This is a genomic window from Paenibacillus marinisediminis, assembly GCF_054343325.1.
Map to the genome: position 1 here is coordinate 865,580 of NZ_JBTGUH010000001.1, position 14,511 is coordinate 880,090.

Annotated in this window: 16 protein-coding genes; all 16 read right to left on the reverse strand. The window is 44.6% G+C overall.

All coding sequences use genetic code 11. The annotated features are described in order from the left end of the window. Positions 1 to 74: 74 nt before the first annotated feature. Positions 75 to 935 (reverse strand): carbohydrate ABC transporter permease, encoded by an 861-nt coding sequence (locus ACXX53_RS03915; protein WP_458567275.1) that lies wholly within the window; start codon positions 933 to 935, stop codon positions 75 to 77. A gap of 13 nt (positions 936 to 948) precedes the next feature. After that, positions 949 to 1,809: an ABC transporter permease gene (locus ACXX53_RS03920; protein WP_458567674.1), complete on the reverse strand. Its 861-nt coding sequence runs from the start codon at positions 1,807 to 1,809 to the stop codon at positions 949 to 951. Between the two features lie 252 nt (positions 1,810 to 2,061). Continuing rightward, entirely contained in the window at positions 2,062 to 4,344 is a 2,283-nt protein-coding gene (locus ACXX53_RS03925; RefSeq protein ID WP_458567276.1) for a helix-turn-helix domain-containing protein, read from the reverse strand. Between the two features lie 329 nt (positions 4,345 to 4,673). Then, positions 4,674 to 6,770: a glucoamylase family protein gene (locus ACXX53_RS03930; protein WP_458567277.1), complete on the reverse strand. Its 2,097-nt coding sequence runs from the start codon at positions 6,768 to 6,770 to the stop codon at positions 4,674 to 4,676. A gap of 247 nt (positions 6,771 to 7,017) precedes the next feature. Next, complete coding sequence (locus ACXX53_RS03935; protein WP_458567278.1) at positions 7,018 to 7,467, reverse strand: hypothetical protein; 450 nt, start codon at positions 7,465 to 7,467, stop codon at positions 7,018 to 7,020. A gap of 26 nt (positions 7,468 to 7,493) precedes the next feature. Beyond that, complete coding sequence (locus ACXX53_RS03940; RefSeq protein ID WP_458567279.1) at positions 7,494 to 7,916, reverse strand: NUDIX hydrolase; 423 nt, start codon at positions 7,914 to 7,916, stop codon at positions 7,494 to 7,496. A gap of 28 nt (positions 7,917 to 7,944) precedes the next feature. Next, the gene (locus ACXX53_RS03945) at positions 7,945 to 8,505 is read right to left on the reverse strand and encodes an O-methyltransferase (RefSeq protein WP_458567280.1); all 561 of its coding nucleotides are present in this window, start codon (positions 8,503 to 8,505) and stop codon (positions 7,945 to 7,947) included. Positions 8,506 to 8,612: 107 nt separating this feature from the next. Further along, positions 8,613 to 9,671 (reverse strand): bis(5'-nucleosyl)-tetraphosphatase (symmetrical) YqeK, encoded by a 1,059-nt coding sequence (gene yqeK / locus ACXX53_RS03950; protein ID WP_458567281.1) that lies wholly within the window; start codon positions 9,669 to 9,671, stop codon positions 8,613 to 8,615. An 81-nt stretch (positions 9,672 to 9,752) separates the two neighbouring features. Continuing rightward, the gene (locus ACXX53_RS03955; RefSeq protein ID WP_458567282.1) at positions 9,753 to 10,313 is read right to left on the reverse strand and encodes a shikimate kinase; all 561 of its coding nucleotides are present in this window, start codon (positions 10,311 to 10,313) and stop codon (positions 9,753 to 9,755) included. Positions 10,314 to 10,339: 26 nt separating this feature from the next. After that, entirely contained in the window at positions 10,340 to 10,801 is a 462-nt protein-coding gene (locus ACXX53_RS03960) for a GNAT family N-acetyltransferase (protein ID WP_458567675.1), read from the reverse strand. A 91-nt stretch (positions 10,802 to 10,892) separates the two neighbouring features. Continuing rightward, positions 10,893 to 11,204: a hypothetical protein gene (locus tag ACXX53_RS03965; RefSeq protein ID WP_458567283.1), complete on the reverse strand. Its 312-nt coding sequence runs from the start codon at positions 11,202 to 11,204 to the stop codon at positions 10,893 to 10,895. Positions 11,205 to 11,221: 17 nt separating this feature from the next. Beyond that, a complete protein-coding gene (locus ACXX53_RS03970) occupies positions 11,222 to 12,184 on the reverse strand; it encodes an alpha/beta fold hydrolase (RefSeq protein WP_458567284.1) in 963 nt (320 codons plus the stop codon). 115 nt (positions 12,185 to 12,299) lie between these two features. Continuing rightward, complete coding sequence (locus ACXX53_RS03975; protein ID WP_458567285.1) at positions 12,300 to 12,812, reverse strand: N-acetyltransferase family protein; 513 nt, start codon at positions 12,810 to 12,812, stop codon at positions 12,300 to 12,302. Between the two features lie 27 nt (positions 12,813 to 12,839). Then, positions 12,840 to 13,640 carry a phosphotransferase family protein gene (locus ACXX53_RS03980; protein WP_458567286.1) on the reverse strand — a complete coding sequence of 267 codons (801 nt, stop codon included), beginning with the start codon at positions 13,638 to 13,640 and terminating at the stop codon, positions 12,840 to 12,842. A gap of 65 nt (positions 13,641 to 13,705) precedes the next feature. Beyond that, positions 13,706 to 14,269 carry a histidine phosphatase family protein gene (locus ACXX53_RS03985; protein WP_458567287.1) on the reverse strand — a complete coding sequence of 188 codons (564 nt, stop codon included), beginning with the start codon at positions 14,267 to 14,269 and terminating at the stop codon, positions 13,706 to 13,708. 20 nt (positions 14,270 to 14,289) lie between these two features. Then, positions 14,290 to 14,487 (reverse strand): hypothetical protein, encoded by a 198-nt coding sequence (locus ACXX53_RS03990; protein WP_458567288.1) that lies wholly within the window; start codon positions 14,485 to 14,487, stop codon positions 14,290 to 14,292. Positions 14,488 to 14,511 lie beyond the last annotated feature (24 nt).

Here is a 14,511-nt window from a genome sequence, read left to right on the forward strand (position 1 = left end):
CTCTTCACGCTACTACCTCCCTTTTTTAGATAAGTACCACACACGATATAGCGATAGATTCCTTGAATCTATAACTATCCTTTGATTCCGCCAATCATGGTGCCTTGAATAAAATACTTCTGCAAAAACGGATATACGCACAAAATAGGCAACGTCGCGATCACAATCATGGCGTACTTCAACGTCTCCAGGTAGGTCAGATCGCCTTCGCCCTGCACATTCGTTCCAGCTATCAATATGTTGCGGAGCATAATCTGCAGCGGATACATATTGCGGTCGCTAAGGTAAATCAGCGCATCGAAGAAGGCATTCCATTGGTTAACGGCAGTGAACAAGCCGATCGTCACGAGAACAGGCATCGATAGCGGCATGACGACTCGAGTCAACACTTGCAAGGTACTGCATCCGTCTATCGTCGCCGCATCCTCCAATTCAGCAGGAAGCGCCTCGAAGAAGGTTCGCATGATGAATAAATACCAAGTGCTGATCAATGTCGGAAGGACCATAGCCCAGATCGTATTCAATAGGCCCAACTGCTGTACCACGAGGAAGGTGGGAATCATTCCGCCGCTGAACAGCAAGGTAAATGCAGCCAGCATCAATATGATTCGGCGTCCAGGCAGCCACTTCTTCGACAGTGGATAAGCCATGGCCGCAGTTGCGATTAAAGTAAGCACAACATGAAGAACTGTATAGCGAATTGTATTCCAGTAGCTGATCCATAGATCCGGGTTATAGATTAATTGTTCATAGGCGATCCAAGTGATATCCTTCGGCCATAGCAGCACATCTCCTCTTGCCACCAGCGCATTGTTGGAGATCGAGGCGGAGAATACATAGATCATCGGATAGACCATGACAATGATAAATAGGATCAAGAAGCAATAATTAAGGATGTCAAACAGCCGCGATCCAACGCTTTCTTTGATCTTCATATCCGCCCGCCTTTCACCATAGACTGGTCTCCGAGTATTTTCGAACGATGCGGTTTGCTGTTACGACTAGAATAAGTCCGATTAGGGATTGGAACAGTCCGACGGCCGTGGCAAAGCTAAAGTCCGCATCCAGAATACCGCGCCGATAAACAAACGTATTAATGACATCTGAGGTCTCATAGTTCATAGAGTTGTACAAAAGCAATATTTTCTGGAACCCGATCTCCATGAAATTACCGAGTGTAAGCACAAACAGAATGATCATGACAGGCAGCATGCCCATAAGCGTGATGTGACGAATCTGCTGAAACCGATTGGCCCCGTCCATCTTGGCCGCTTCGTATAAGGTAGGATCGATCCCTGCGATCGCTGCAAGGTAGAGAATCGTTCCCCAGCCAACCTTCTGCCATATCTCCGAACCGACGTAAATCGTCCGGAACCATTCCGGCATCCCTAGAAACATGATGGGCTCCATACCGAATATTTTCACGAGAAGATGATTAATGACACCTGTGGTCGGCGAGAGAAAGGTGACCAGAATCCCGGCAATAACGACCGTGGACAGGAAGTGGGGCATATAGCTGATGGATTGTACCAGTCTCTTAAAAAATTTACCCCGAATCTCATGGAACAGGATCGCCAGTACAATGGGTGCTGGGAAATGAAACAATAAGTCATACACATTCAGCAACACCGTATTGCGAATCAGCTTCCAGGCATCTGGGGTCACATAGAAGAACTCGATGAAATGCTTAAGTCCGACAAACTTGCTGTCCAATATGCCCCGACCTACTGAATAATCCTGAAACGCGATAACGATCCCATACATCGGCGCATATCTGAAAATGATGTAGTACAAGATCCCAGGAAGCATGAGCAGATACAGCGCTCTATGACGTTTCAATACATACCAGAAGCGAGAACTTCTTGACACAACCTCCCCTCCTCTTCGCAGCGTATTTACGGCGGATGGAACGCCGTAGGTCTAACTATAGGCAGCCGTTATTGGAGCGTAAAGCGTACTTATTTGTGTGAGGAAGCATTTCTTGCAGCCTTGCGGGATATAGGAAAAAGACGCATTCAGGAAAAAAAAGAGACTTCAGAAAATATTGAAGTCTCTCGCTGGCTACTGATGAATACCACGGTATTGAGCAGGGGTGATCCCCTCATATCTGCGGAACATGCGGATAAATGAATTACGTCCCCAATAGCCTACCTTTTCAGCAATATCGTCAATCTTCCAGTCCGTGGTCAGCAGCATCTCTTTCGCTCTCATCAATCTGTATTTCGCGATGTAATCCACATATTTCTCGCCGACTTCTTCCTTGAATGTGCGGCTAAAGTGTCCTACTGACATATTCAAGGTCTCCGCAAAATAATCGATCGACAGCTCCTCATCATAGTGCTCGTGAATGTACGTCAGAATATCGTTGAATTTCTTGGCCTTGTCTCCGAACTCTGCTGTCGGAAATAGGTGTTTGTGAATATCGGCGAAGCACGCCTTGAGCTCATCACCCGTGATGCTTCGATTCAGCTTCTGATACATGTCCGCATAGAAGGACACATTGAAATCCTTGCGGTCAACTTCAACCGCGCGAATCCACGTATTCAGGATATCCGTGCACAATTGCTTCATCTGGATGACTGTCGCATTCATGTGAACGCCCTCATCAATCACATCGTATACATGCTGAAGCAGCTTGTTATACTCGCGTGTCTTGTATTGGTTCAGCATATGCGTTACCTCCTGCACAGATAAGAAGGTATCGCACGGGACAGAATCAACCTCTGTGCTGGCGGTGCAGATCTCAATGTCTGAATGAAGCCTCCGCAACTGGAGCGCAGACATCGCAGTCTCATACGACTGATGCAGGTCTTCGATGGTATGCACGTTTCGACCGATGCCGATCGACGCTTTGAAATAGGTGCTGTATAGCTGCAGCGCCATCTTCAATAGGTTCGCGTCCTCCATCGAGGTCAGATGGAGGATCGGATCTTGATGGACGACACAAGCCAGCGTATCCGGCTTCGTCTGGCAGAACCAGATCGTCGCGGGAAACAGCTGATGAATGCGCTCCTTAAGCTCCGCCATCAGAAACGATCTCGAGGATTCGGAGAGAGCTTCGTATTCCGCGCTGTAATGAAAGGCAATGCACAGAACGGTGCGCATCGCTTTCTTGCTGTACGTGAATCCGATCTCCTTCGCATACGTTTCGATCGACAGCTCATCCCGGTATTGGCCCTGCAGCATCTTCGCGATAAAGTGCTCCTGAACGATAGGCAGCATGCCGTTGATCAGTTGAGATAACTGCTTATTCTCGATAACGAGCAACCGGGAGAAGCGATTAATGACATCAAATTCATTCTCTCTTGCACTCATCTGACTAGCGGCAGGGCGATGGGACTTCAAGTTCTCTTGGATCTCCATGATCGGCCGATAGATGAGGCGGCTCAACATATACGATACGATGCTCCCCACCATGAGGAAGAAGGCAAGGAATAGCCAGATGATCATTCTGGTCATATCCGCAGGCTTCATTAGCAGCTGCTGGTCTATGATACTCAGATAATGCCAAGCATCATCGAATCCGGATGGAACGACTAGCAGCGCATTGTCACCATTGATCATATACTTCGTTTCCTTGCTGTCATTGAAGTCTTGGCTGGGAATCATATTCAGCATGTTGATCTCTTGCGGATCCAGACCGGCTCTGCTTAGAACTTGCCCTTGGGTGCCGACGATAGCGGTTCCCATGACCCATTCCTGCTGAATGCGAATGAGCTCCTGAAGCTTATCATGCTGAACATTAACGACGAGATACACATCTGGGGAATTGGTATTGAAAGGATAGCTTGTCACGGCGGGAATGATTGTACCCTGCTGCTCTAAGAAGCTCATCATCTTCTTACCCATAAAGTTCGTCTGTAGAGACGTTTGCTGTTGTTCGGTCAGTGGATATGAATGGTTAAAATAATAGGATTTGTCCGTATAGATTTCGGCATCAATCACAAGGTCATGATGTACAAAGTACAAATACGCTTTGGACACTAGTGCTTCCGATTGCAGCTTGTTCAGCTGCTCTCGAAGAGTTTGAATCAGCTCAGCGCGTTGGAAGGGATCCTGATTCTTATCCTCCACTGCGCTCAACAGACTTCGAATGTTGGAGTTGCTGAGCATGTTAATCATATTCGTCTTCAGCCTATTGAATTCTGTATCCGCTTGCTCCGTAAATTTGCTAATCATCATGTTATTCAGCTTCTTAGCATCCTCTTCAATCAAGCTGACGACTAGAAGATGCACGAGTATACTGGCGACAATCACCGGAATAAAGATCAACATAAAATAATTGATAAAGTGCCGCCAAAAAAAAGCTGCGCGAAAGGAGGGAGTTGAAGACACAGGAAACATTCAGACCACCACCTATGCTTGATTACCATATAATAGCGTATTCGAGCAAAATAATTTGTCCGTTGGTGTCGGTATTAATATGAAACGAGTAAAAATTTCTCGTGAGGGGAGTATTCCCGATCATTACTGTCTTACTGATCAGATACTCAACAAAAAAAGCCGCAGAATCTGCGGCCGAGTTATAGCGAAACTTGTATATTTAGGGATGATTCAGAGGTTGGTTGCCCAGTTATTTCCATGAAATATTATTTCCTCGGCAATATTCTCAATGATGACATGTGTAAACTAGCGAGGGATCGGATATTCCCCCGCCAGGTACTCATTTTAACTTATGACTCCACCACCGGACCATTAGCAGGACTCTCTAATGTTTCACCTTCAATGCCTTCACGATTAACAGGTGTGATCGCGACTTTCAGATGCATTCCTTTGTCTTCTGCTGTAACTGTATAGCTGCTGGCATTCGCTCCAGCAATCTCAGTATATTCACCATACTTATCCGATGCGGATAACCACTGATAGCGCGTCTTGCCCTCTGGACTTCCATTCATATCGATATAAGTATATGTCCCCGTTAACTCCTCGCCTACAGTAACTTTACCTTCAACCAATGGATTCGTGCCTAGCGGACGATTGGACGCAAACTGGATATCATCCATGTAAAAGGTTCCTTGAACCTGTTCTTCTCCAGGCTGGGCAATGAATATCAATGTGTTCATCGTACCTAGCTTTGCCTTCTCTTCCTTAGAGAACTCCCATACGAACGGGTTCCATTTGTCACCTTTTGAACTAAACTTTTTCTCGATGCTATTGCCCGATTCGCCTTCAAGTTTAACTAACAGCTTGACTTTGCCTTTCACATTAAAGTTTAGCTCATCCATATCGCTGAAGTCGACCTGATCGAATTGAACATTAAAGTAAGACGAGGCGGCATTCTTCTTATCGTATTCGACTTTCATCGACTTTAAGCCCGTATATGATTCCTCATTCGATTCTTGCAGCGTATACACTTGATCGGATGTATTCATCTGCCAGCCGTCATGATTTCGGTTGCCTTCATAATCATCTACAACTTCAGTACCTAGCTCTGTCAGTCCAACCATCTTCATCCCGGCCTGAATGTACTTATTCTGGTTCATTAGATCCCATATGAGCCCTGTGCGATAGTTCTCGATCATAATTATCGAAATACCTTTATCAATTCCGATAACATCCTCTCCATAGTAGGCAGGAGTAACATCTAAGTTATAGGAGTCCTGAAAGCCATATTGGCCTTTCAATTCCGGAATCGAGTTAAAGTGACGCATGGCAGCGAGCACATCATCTGGCGCAAATACGATCGACCCGATCGCGCCAGCCGGAGGAACCGTTCCATCGACCAAATGCTGATCATTGTTAAAGCCAGTCGGCGCCGAGCCGTAACGGCCCTGATAACCATTTGGACCATCAGATGCCGTTAATCCCCATGAATTCGGTCCAAACGTCTTGAACTGCTCCGCTTGATCGATGCTGAATTGACGGCTTGTCTTCGTCGCAATAACGGAGTTATCCCACCAGTTTACATTTTCATCATCAATCTTATAGCGAAGATCGAACCATGCGTAAGAGAATTGATGAGTAAAGATTGATCCGAACCAAGAATGAATAAATGGCGGATATTGACCATACGACGCAGTATCCCGAATGAAATCATAGAACATATCACGATTTACAGGATGCGTTGGTGAAGCTGCTCCAAGAAAGTACAGCATAAACTGCTCACCGTAAAAGTCCCACGCTCCCGAGAATCCATTTTCCGGAGAATACCCCATATAGAACTGGTTCGTGTCTTTATTGCGATACCATTCCCAGTCCACATTCTTGTAGAGCTGCTCAGCCTTCTCTTTGACCTCCTCGCCAAAATATTCACCCGCCGAGATAGCTCCACTTATAAAAATGGCCGTATCGATAACCGATACTTCGCTATTTCCGAAGCGCTGCGCTGTATCCATATCTAAAAAATGATAGAAGAAGCCATTAACCTGCTCCGCCTTGGTCAGCATTGTATCAAGTGTTCCCAGTATGCGCTCTTCTGCTTGTTCCTTCGTAATATATCCGCGCTCTGCTCCGATCACAATCGCCGACATCCCATAGCCAATCGAAGCTACACTGCTCATACTCGGATTGCCGGGAGCACGGTCACGAATCAGTCCATATCCATCGCTATTCGGATCTGTATTCGCCTCATTCCAGAAAAAATCAAATGACTTGCGAGTCTCTTCTTCCAGCATCTCCTCATCGCCAGACAACAGTGCTGCTTGCTTTGGTAACGATTGAACTGATTCAGCTGGTTGCGACAGAATGGGTATCAACACAAGAGAAAGCACGATCATCCCCGTAATGCATACTAGTAATATCCTTTTCGTGCTAACGCTTTCATTCTTCATTGCAATTCTCCTTTACATGCTGTAATAGAACACATAATGAATGATAAGAGCCTTCGCCGTGATCGAAACGTTTCGAAAAAAAGCAAAAAAAGTTACTACCTATGAAGATATAGTAGCATTAATGACTATTCCACCCTGTTTTTTTGTTTGTTATGTACAATTTTAGATATAAACGTTACGATTTATATTTAATATATCGATTGAAACCGCTTTCGTCAATAGACGTTCTTACTGTCCATTTTAATTACTATTGAACCTCAATTACAAACACATAGCTCGAACCGCCCTTGTTCCATCCCGCATGGATGTCATAGATGTACACACCTTTTTCCTTAGGCGCAGTCAGAACGTTTCTGTTGAGGTTAGCTTGTTTCGGACCATTCTCACCCAACCAGATATTCGCGCCTAATGTGTCTTCATTCGGTTTATTCCCGAAACTTATTGTCAGTTGAGCTTCTGGTGAAACGACCACAGGCTTAACGCCTTCATGTTTTACCATCATCGGAGGAGATGCCATATCTGCACATTCTGATCGGAACATTTCGGTCCAGCAATAGGAGCCCTGTAACACAGCAACTTTAACCTTGCCAGCTTGAATCGTCGGTGAAGGGGGACCCCCGCTCAATAGTTCCTTGACTAGCCATCCAGCAGTAACGGTAATGATTACAACAATCGCGACAGTTACAGCTTTCTTCATGCTATCCCTTCCCTTAAACATTTTCTTTAGATCACACCCTGATCATGATAGTAAATTTCGCTTCCATCGATTAACGCTCTCATACCTTGCTTGTAATAAGGCATGAATTCATCTGCTTGATCTATATCCACCCACGCAACCTCAGCAATTTCATGAGGCCTCACAATTTCCAGACTGCCCCCTATGATCTCTGCTCGAAAAGTGATAAACAGTGCATGTTCTCCTCTGTCTTGAAATAAGCATTCATTTACAGCAACTATACCGTGCACCGCTACATCCAAGCCGGTTTCTTCTTTCGCCTCCCTGATCGCTGCTTGCGCAAGCGATTCTGAGCTCTCAACTGCTCCGCCCGGAAGAGACCAGCTGGAGTTTCTATTGTTCTTCACCATAAGCACCTTGGTGTTAGACTCATCTACGACCAATGCATAACATACATCTACTCGCCTCATGGGATGATTCCTCCTTCTAATAACACCCTTACTTTCTGGCAGCTATCATCAAGCCTGTCGACCAATCCAACTCTACCACATGAAAGTCTTCTAGCTCCCTCATCGTCTGAATCAAGCTCTCTGCTTTCTCCGCATGGCCTTCTTCCCACGACTCCACTGGCGTCAAGTCATCAATAATATAGAGGCCGCCAGGCTTCACCATTGCTAATGCCTCTTCCAGCAAATAATACTTACCAGGCCAAGTATCCGCGAAAATGAGGTCATACTTCTTATCCTTATTCTCTTCGATATACACACCGCCATCTATCGTGACAAACTCCACTCGCTCGTCAACAATGCAAGCTCTTGCCACATTTTGAAAGGATTCATTCATCTCAACCGACACCAGCTTAGATGACTCATCCATACCGTCTAATATCCACGCTGTTGAAACACCTGCTCCCGTCCCTAGTTCCAATAACATCCCATTCCGTTTGGAGCTTGCCAGTGTCCGCAGCAGCTGCCCTGTCGCTGTATCACATGACATCGTAAATTTTAGTTCTCTTGCTCTTTCGGCAATAGCATCTAAGCATGCTGGTCTCTTATTCATAGGTATAGTTGCACTCTCCCTTCCATGATCGGCTTCGCCAATCGCATATAACGCACAGTATTTTCACGATTGAATAGAATCCGTAGGATCATCTTCTGTGCAAGCTTTTAGAGTTCCATGCAGTGGCTTGCCTTTACGTATTCCTGATTAACCATGAATCCTATAGATTCATAGAATTTCGCAGCGTCTTTGTTATCCGTGTACAGATTTATCACCTGAAAATGATCTTGAGCCCTGTTCAAAATGTCCTCTACCAAGCGTTTCGCGATCCCCCGCCTGCGGTACTTCTCGACTACGTACATCCGACGCAGCCTGCCTATTCCTGCATGTTCGTTATAAGGATCCTGATTCAATCCGCATACGCCAATCAACTGCTCACGATCATAGGCCCCCAATAACATTTCACCTGGCTTATCAAATGTATTCTTACCTAAGTGATATTCCTCAACTAAGCGCGCAATATGACGATAACCGGCTAGGCTGCTTTCTTGTACCAACTCCAAGGTATCCATCACCGATAGATCGTGTATTCGTTTAATGAGGATATGGTCTGTACCTATACCCTTTAACTCTTCATACGCATCTCTGAGCCATGGATGTATGACCCGAAGTGAATCCTTCCGTTCCCATAAATAATCAATGTAAGCGAATGCCCCGTGAGTTAAAGACCTATCCAAACTACTGCGAAGCTTTTGTATGTATGGCGGTTCGCCTGATTGATCCCATGCGATCTTATCCGCCACAAATAATACTTGATCAAGCTTAGTCGAATTCGCCCTTAGTGTTGTATGGCATCCAACCGCATCTAATATCTCATCATTCGTTATCTTGAATATGTCTCTAGCCATCGCCTTTGATAACTTCTGATGAATGATCATGGGGAATACTTCTTCTTCAGGAAGTACTTCAATACCCAGCCTTCTCGCTACAGCAACCCGCTCCTGATTCGGAAACACTGCGCTTATGTCATGCAGCCAGCCCGCGATCTCTGCTGCAGCAGGATCGGCGTGAAACATGAGAGCTACTCTCCTCGCTTCCGCCCCAACATCCATGCAATGCTCAGCAGTCTTCGGACAATGATTAGCGTTGAGAAAGGAGTAGATATCATCCCTCAAGTTATTCGTGAGCTCGAAGTTCCGAGTAATCTCTCCCCATACTGAATCCATCAGGTATCACACTCGCTTCATAACGACTTTAGTGGCATCGCACAACTCATTTATCACTGCTCTTTTTCCCTATTGCCTCTTCTACAAATGAAATCTTTCCTTAATCATTCGCGCCACTTCTTCTGGACTGAGCTTGGTATTATTGATCCTGATATAGTTCTCCTTTGTTATTTCTCCATCATGGGAATTTAAGCGATGCTTCTCCATAGACCGGATAAGATCACGTTCGGAGAATTCAAGATCTCGTTTAGTCGGCTTGTGCTCGAGTCGATTCGGACTTTTATTGCGTTCAAGCCTTAACTCTACATCCGCCTCAAGCTCAACATAATAGACAGTACCGCCCCTAGACTCGAATATATGACTGATCCTATTTATATAGTCCCAGTCACTCTGAAGATCGAACCCCCATACATAAGTGAAGATTAAGCCGGCTAGATCACTCTTGGATACTTCCTCGAAGATTTCTTCTCGAAATATTCTAACCAAGCGTTTCCCCGCCGCAGTACCATAGCTGAAGAAGTTAGAGACAAGTTCAATCGTCATATGATTGTGGAACAGCTTCAAATCCGTTATCTTGGCCAGTTCCTGCCCAACTGTCATCTTTCCGACAGCTTGAGGTCCAAATATAATAATAAGCTTCATAAAATTCTCCCCCTCATCACTCTATCTCACGTATGAATCCAGTATCTTTGAATGGCTACGCCGTCTACGATTGGCTCAGACTCCAGCTCACCGCCGTTATTCCTTATGGTCTTAGCTGATCCTACATTATTTTTATCGCAGGTAACTAATGCTTTCTCGATCCCCATCTTCTTGGCTTCTTCTAAGGCTAGAGACAGCAATTGAGTTGCATGCCCTTTTCTTCTCTCGCTAGGTCGTATTCCGTATCCGATATGTCCGCCTCTCTCTAACAGCCATGAATTCAATCGATGTCTTATATTGACGGCTCCCAATACTCGCTTATTTGCTCCAATTAACCAATAGGTCGAACTGCTGACTGCATGTTCAGCGAGATTGATACCTGCCTTCAGATCGGCTAACTCCTTGAGTAGTCCATCATAATCACTATAATCAAACCTCAAGACGAATGGGACCATCCTCTCTCCCGTCTGACTCCATTCTTCAATCATTTCGATATATTCTTTCTTGAATTCAGATGTTGGCTCAATTAGATACAGCTTCTCCAAATGGCTCCCTCCGTTCCATGTTATCCGATGTGACTCATTTTAATGAGTTGGAGTTGTTCTTGTTCAAGGCTTCCGTTTGTTTGCGCAATTCTATTAATTCGCTTCTTAATGCCGATAATTCTCGTTTAGTACTCTCTATGGTACGCATCAGTATCGTTCCAAGAGCTATGAGCGCAAGCCCTAATAGCGGTAGGGTGATTTGTTTGATCATCACTCCCATATAGTAGGAATCCGGTGTGTCTGACCTCACCAACCTCGGTATATAATTCCACAGCCCATACAGCAGAACGAGAACACCTATTACAATGACAGCTATCAACCATTTTCTAATCTGATCAAATGCCATAAGTATCTCCTAGAAGTTTAATCTATTTTCACGTTACGATTGTTCGTATCTTCAATACAGACTGATATAGCCTCCAGAACTGCTTCAGGATGTATCTGAGGAATCATGTGGCCGGAATTCGGAAGTTCAATCAGTCTAGAGCCTTTGATTTCCTGATGCAGCCTATAAGATTGTTCTTGCTTATTAAACGGATCCGAGTCTCCTATCACTATAGTTACAGGTAATTGTATCTGTTTATAGCATTGATACACAGAGTTAACGTAGGGACTAAAAAATAATATATCTTCACGATTCGCCTTAAATTGACCCGGTCTCAGCCATAGCGCTGTCGTGACTTGACGATAATCATCTGGTACTGGATCTGGTGAAAATGTCGCTTTTAACATAGAGTCCATCATCATTCTGCCAAGCGGTATAAGCATTGCATATAATAGCCAATGTCCTATGACAGGCGTATTGACCATACGAGAAAGTGGATCACCGTCCCCAGCTGGATACGCCTTGCCCCCATACACAGCTGCACCTAGTAATACGATGCCGTCTATCTCTTCGGCATAATTCAATGCATAAGCCATCACAAGCGCGCCGCTCATCGAATGTCCTACCAATATTGGATTTTCTATTCCCATGTTCTTTAACGCTCCGCGTATCAAGCGCGCTTGCACATCTGGGGTAGCAGGTTCATGTGCTGGCCGCTCGCTATATCCATACCCTGGACGATCAAATGCTATGGCATGATAATGTCGCGAAGCTGCATCAACTACACTTAAATAGTCGTGTACGGATAAAATGCCTCCATGTAGGAATACAATCGGCTTACCTTCCCCCTTACTTACATAATGTAATTTAACACCTTCCACCTCCACGAATTGTCCAATTGGTGGATAGGCCTGCTCCGCTTTATTGACTTCTATTCGATTATAGACCAGCAATAAGGCAGTCAAACCAATTAATATAAGAAGAATAAATAACCAAAGCATCATGTTCCTCCTTATGCGCAGCTTATTATTGGAGTCATACCTCTCTTTATAACCATTAAAAATAAAAGTTGTGATACCTAGCTGCAGATTTGAATCGAATGGTGCTGCCGATTATTCACTCTCGACTAAGATCTTTCCATCCTAATGCGGTCTCCATGAATAACTCTTCCCCGATCTTAAACTCTTTCTTCGTTACGAACTGCCCTCCTAATTTCTCATAAAAATGGATAGAAGGATTGCGTTCAAGCACCCATACCATCAAGGAGTCATATCCCTTCGACTGCAGTTCTTTGATCAATGTGTGAAAGAGCCTCTTACCGTATCCCATTCCTTGAACTTCCTGCAGCAGATAAAATGCATAGATCTCCGCAGTATACTCCGAGTCTACTTCTCTATTTTTGCCGCCGTCTATGAACCCCATGATCTGACCCTGTTCTTCAATAACATAGATAACTTCGTCTTGATAGAGATGATCGAAAATCCATTCCCATTTCTTCGTTCTTGCCTCAATGGATAAGTTAGATAAATACTCCCCCGCAATGATCCCCTTATAAGCGGTTCGCCAGCTATTCACATGAACCATCGCCAATCCTTCACTGTCGTGATGAGTCGCCTTTCTAATGTTCATCAGCCTATTCCTCCTTTATCGAATCTCTTACTGCAATCTCTGTCTGATCAGATTAACCAAGGCTTGCTTCTCTTTCTCCGGTATCCATTCATTTAATCTTGCAGCTGCTATCGGCAATATCCAGTTATCGACTTCATCTCGATCGATCTTGGAGTAACTTATGTAACATTTGAGGTACGTCTTGAGGATTTGATTTCTTATTCGTGAAATGAAAAAATTGATTAGTCTAGGCGTTTCATCAGGCATGGTCCCCAATTGAAGAAGCAGCACGCTTCGAGCAACATCACCTGCAGGATTTCCTCTCATTCCCGTCATCCAATCAATAATCCATTCCCGCTCCCCTAGGATGATGTTGTCTGGATGATAATCACCATGACATAACTTAGAACCTTCTTTAAGGCCATTCAAGTATTGGATAATACGATCTTTTTCTAAGCTAGTTAGAAGCGGTGCTCGCTCGATACACGCGCGTAAAATATCCTTTTGATTAGGCAAATCCAACACATCGTTAGTATGAATCGCAGCGTGTAAGCTAGCCATCCTCTTTGATTCTTTATGTACAGACCAAGGTTTCTTAGAAATGACGCTAAGCATCGTAGCTCCAGTTAGCTTCTGATATACGATACCCTTGCGATCCTTATAATCAACAATCTGAATCGGCTGTGGAATAGCAACTCCACATCGGTACACATTCATGCTTATACGAAACTCTTCCTCTACTAGGTTTGTGGGAATATTGGCCCTGAATAACTTCAGTACGTGTCCCTCGCCATAAGCAAGCAATTCGGCAGTTCTACCATATGCGATGATCTCCCTTGTTTCATTCATCCGCCATAGCTCCTCTATTTAGTAACACTTCTCTTATTTACGACTCCAAATGTTTTAAATAGTTGCTATATGTTGATCTTGTATACCCCAGCCTCACCGAGAAAATCCCTTCTCGTTAATCCGCGCTCCCCTAGAAGGATACGGTAATTCGTTATGGTGCCGTCATGAGAGATTATGAGGATACGATTAGGCTTATCCTTGCACCAATCTAGTAACTGCTTGGCATAGCTCTCGAATCTCTCCTGAGCTATTCGATTAATTCCTTCTTCCCAGCAGTCCACATCGAAGTCGAGGGTGATTGCGTCTTTATTGAACTTAATAATATCATCTTTAGAATAGATCTGATCACATGTGAATATCGGAAACTCTGGATTCTGTGGGAACATTCTGGGACCAACAAGTGGAGATATGATGATAGGATGATGGCCGGTCAGGATATGCGCTGTTTCAATTGTTCGTTTGGTTGGACTTACGAGTATAATATCGTCAGGTTGAATGGGTAGCTCTTGGCGAAGCTGATTGACCTGCATCATTCCATACCTAGTGAGACCCGGATGTATCGTATTTAAGCGATGCGGATAATCCAGCAAATGTTCACCATGTCCATGACGAATAAACAACAGCTCCATCGACGCACCTCCGTTGATCCCTAATAACCTGCTTCATTATTGCCAGCTCTTAATGTCTTGAGCGCGTCGATTCTCTCTTTAACAGTTGCAAGCTTCTGCTGATATATGGTGTTGTTCGGTCTCATCTTTACCAGCATGGAGTACCAGATCCATCTTACATAGATCAGATCATCTTGAAGTTTAGTCTTACGTTCGTCATGAATTAACCTTCTCTTCAAACTCCTCACTCCGTTCTACTTCCT

What these genes read in the sequence shown, in the direction of transcription:
- ACXX53_RS03915 (WP_458567275.1), bottom strand. Translation starts at nt 935, where the DNA reads ATGAAGATCAAAGAAAGCGTTGGATCGCGGCTGTTTGACATCCTTAAT.
- ACXX53_RS03920 (WP_458567674.1), bottom strand. Translation starts at nt 1,809, where the DNA reads ATGCTTCCTGGGATCTTGTACTACATCATTTTCAGATATGCGCCGATG.
- ACXX53_RS03925 (WP_458567276.1), bottom strand. Translation starts at nt 4,344, where the DNA reads ATGTTTCCTGTGTCTTCAACTCCCTCCTTTCGCGCAGCTTTTTTTTGG.
- ACXX53_RS03930 (WP_458567277.1), bottom strand. Translation starts at nt 6,770, where the DNA reads ATGAAGAATGAAAGCGTTAGCACGAAAAGGATATTACTAGTATGCATT.
- ACXX53_RS03935 (WP_458567278.1), bottom strand. Translation starts at nt 7,467, where the DNA reads ATGAAGAAAGCTGTAACTGTCGCGATTGTTGTAATCATTACCGTTACT.
- ACXX53_RS03940 (WP_458567279.1), bottom strand. Translation starts at nt 7,916, where the DNA reads ATGAGGCGAGTAGATGTATGTTATGCATTGGTCGTAGATGAGTCTAAC.
- ACXX53_RS03945 (WP_458567280.1), bottom strand. Translation starts at nt 8,505, where the DNA reads ATGAATAAGAGACCAGCATGCTTAGATGCTATTGCCGAAAGAGCAAGA.
- yqeK (WP_458567281.1), bottom strand. Translation starts at nt 9,671, where the DNA reads ATGGATTCAGTATGGGGAGAGATTACTCGGAACTTCGAGCTCACGAAT.
- ACXX53_RS03955 (WP_458567282.1), bottom strand. Translation starts at nt 10,313, where the DNA reads ATGAAGCTTATTATTATATTTGGACCTCAAGCTGTCGGAAAGATGACA.
- ACXX53_RS03960 (WP_458567675.1), bottom strand. Translation starts at nt 10,801, where the DNA reads ATGATTGAAGAATGGAGTCAGACGGGAGAGAGGATGGTCCCATTCGTC.
- ACXX53_RS03965 (WP_458567283.1), bottom strand. Translation starts at nt 11,204, where the DNA reads ATGGCATTTGATCAGATTAGAAAATGGTTGATAGCTGTCATTGTAATA.
- ACXX53_RS03970 (WP_458567284.1), bottom strand. Translation starts at nt 12,184, where the DNA reads ATGCTTTGGTTATTTATTCTTCTTATATTAATTGGTTTGACTGCCTTA.
- ACXX53_RS03975 (WP_458567285.1), bottom strand. Translation starts at nt 12,812, where the DNA reads ATGAACATTAGAAAGGCGACTCATCACGACAGTGAAGGATTGGCGATG.
- ACXX53_RS03980 (WP_458567286.1), bottom strand. Translation starts at nt 13,640, where the DNA reads ATGAATGAAACAAGGGAGATCATCGCATATGGTAGAACTGCCGAATTG.
- ACXX53_RS03985 (WP_458567287.1), bottom strand. Translation starts at nt 14,269, where the DNA reads ATGGAGCTGTTGTTTATTCGTCATGGACATGGTGAACATTTGCTGGAT.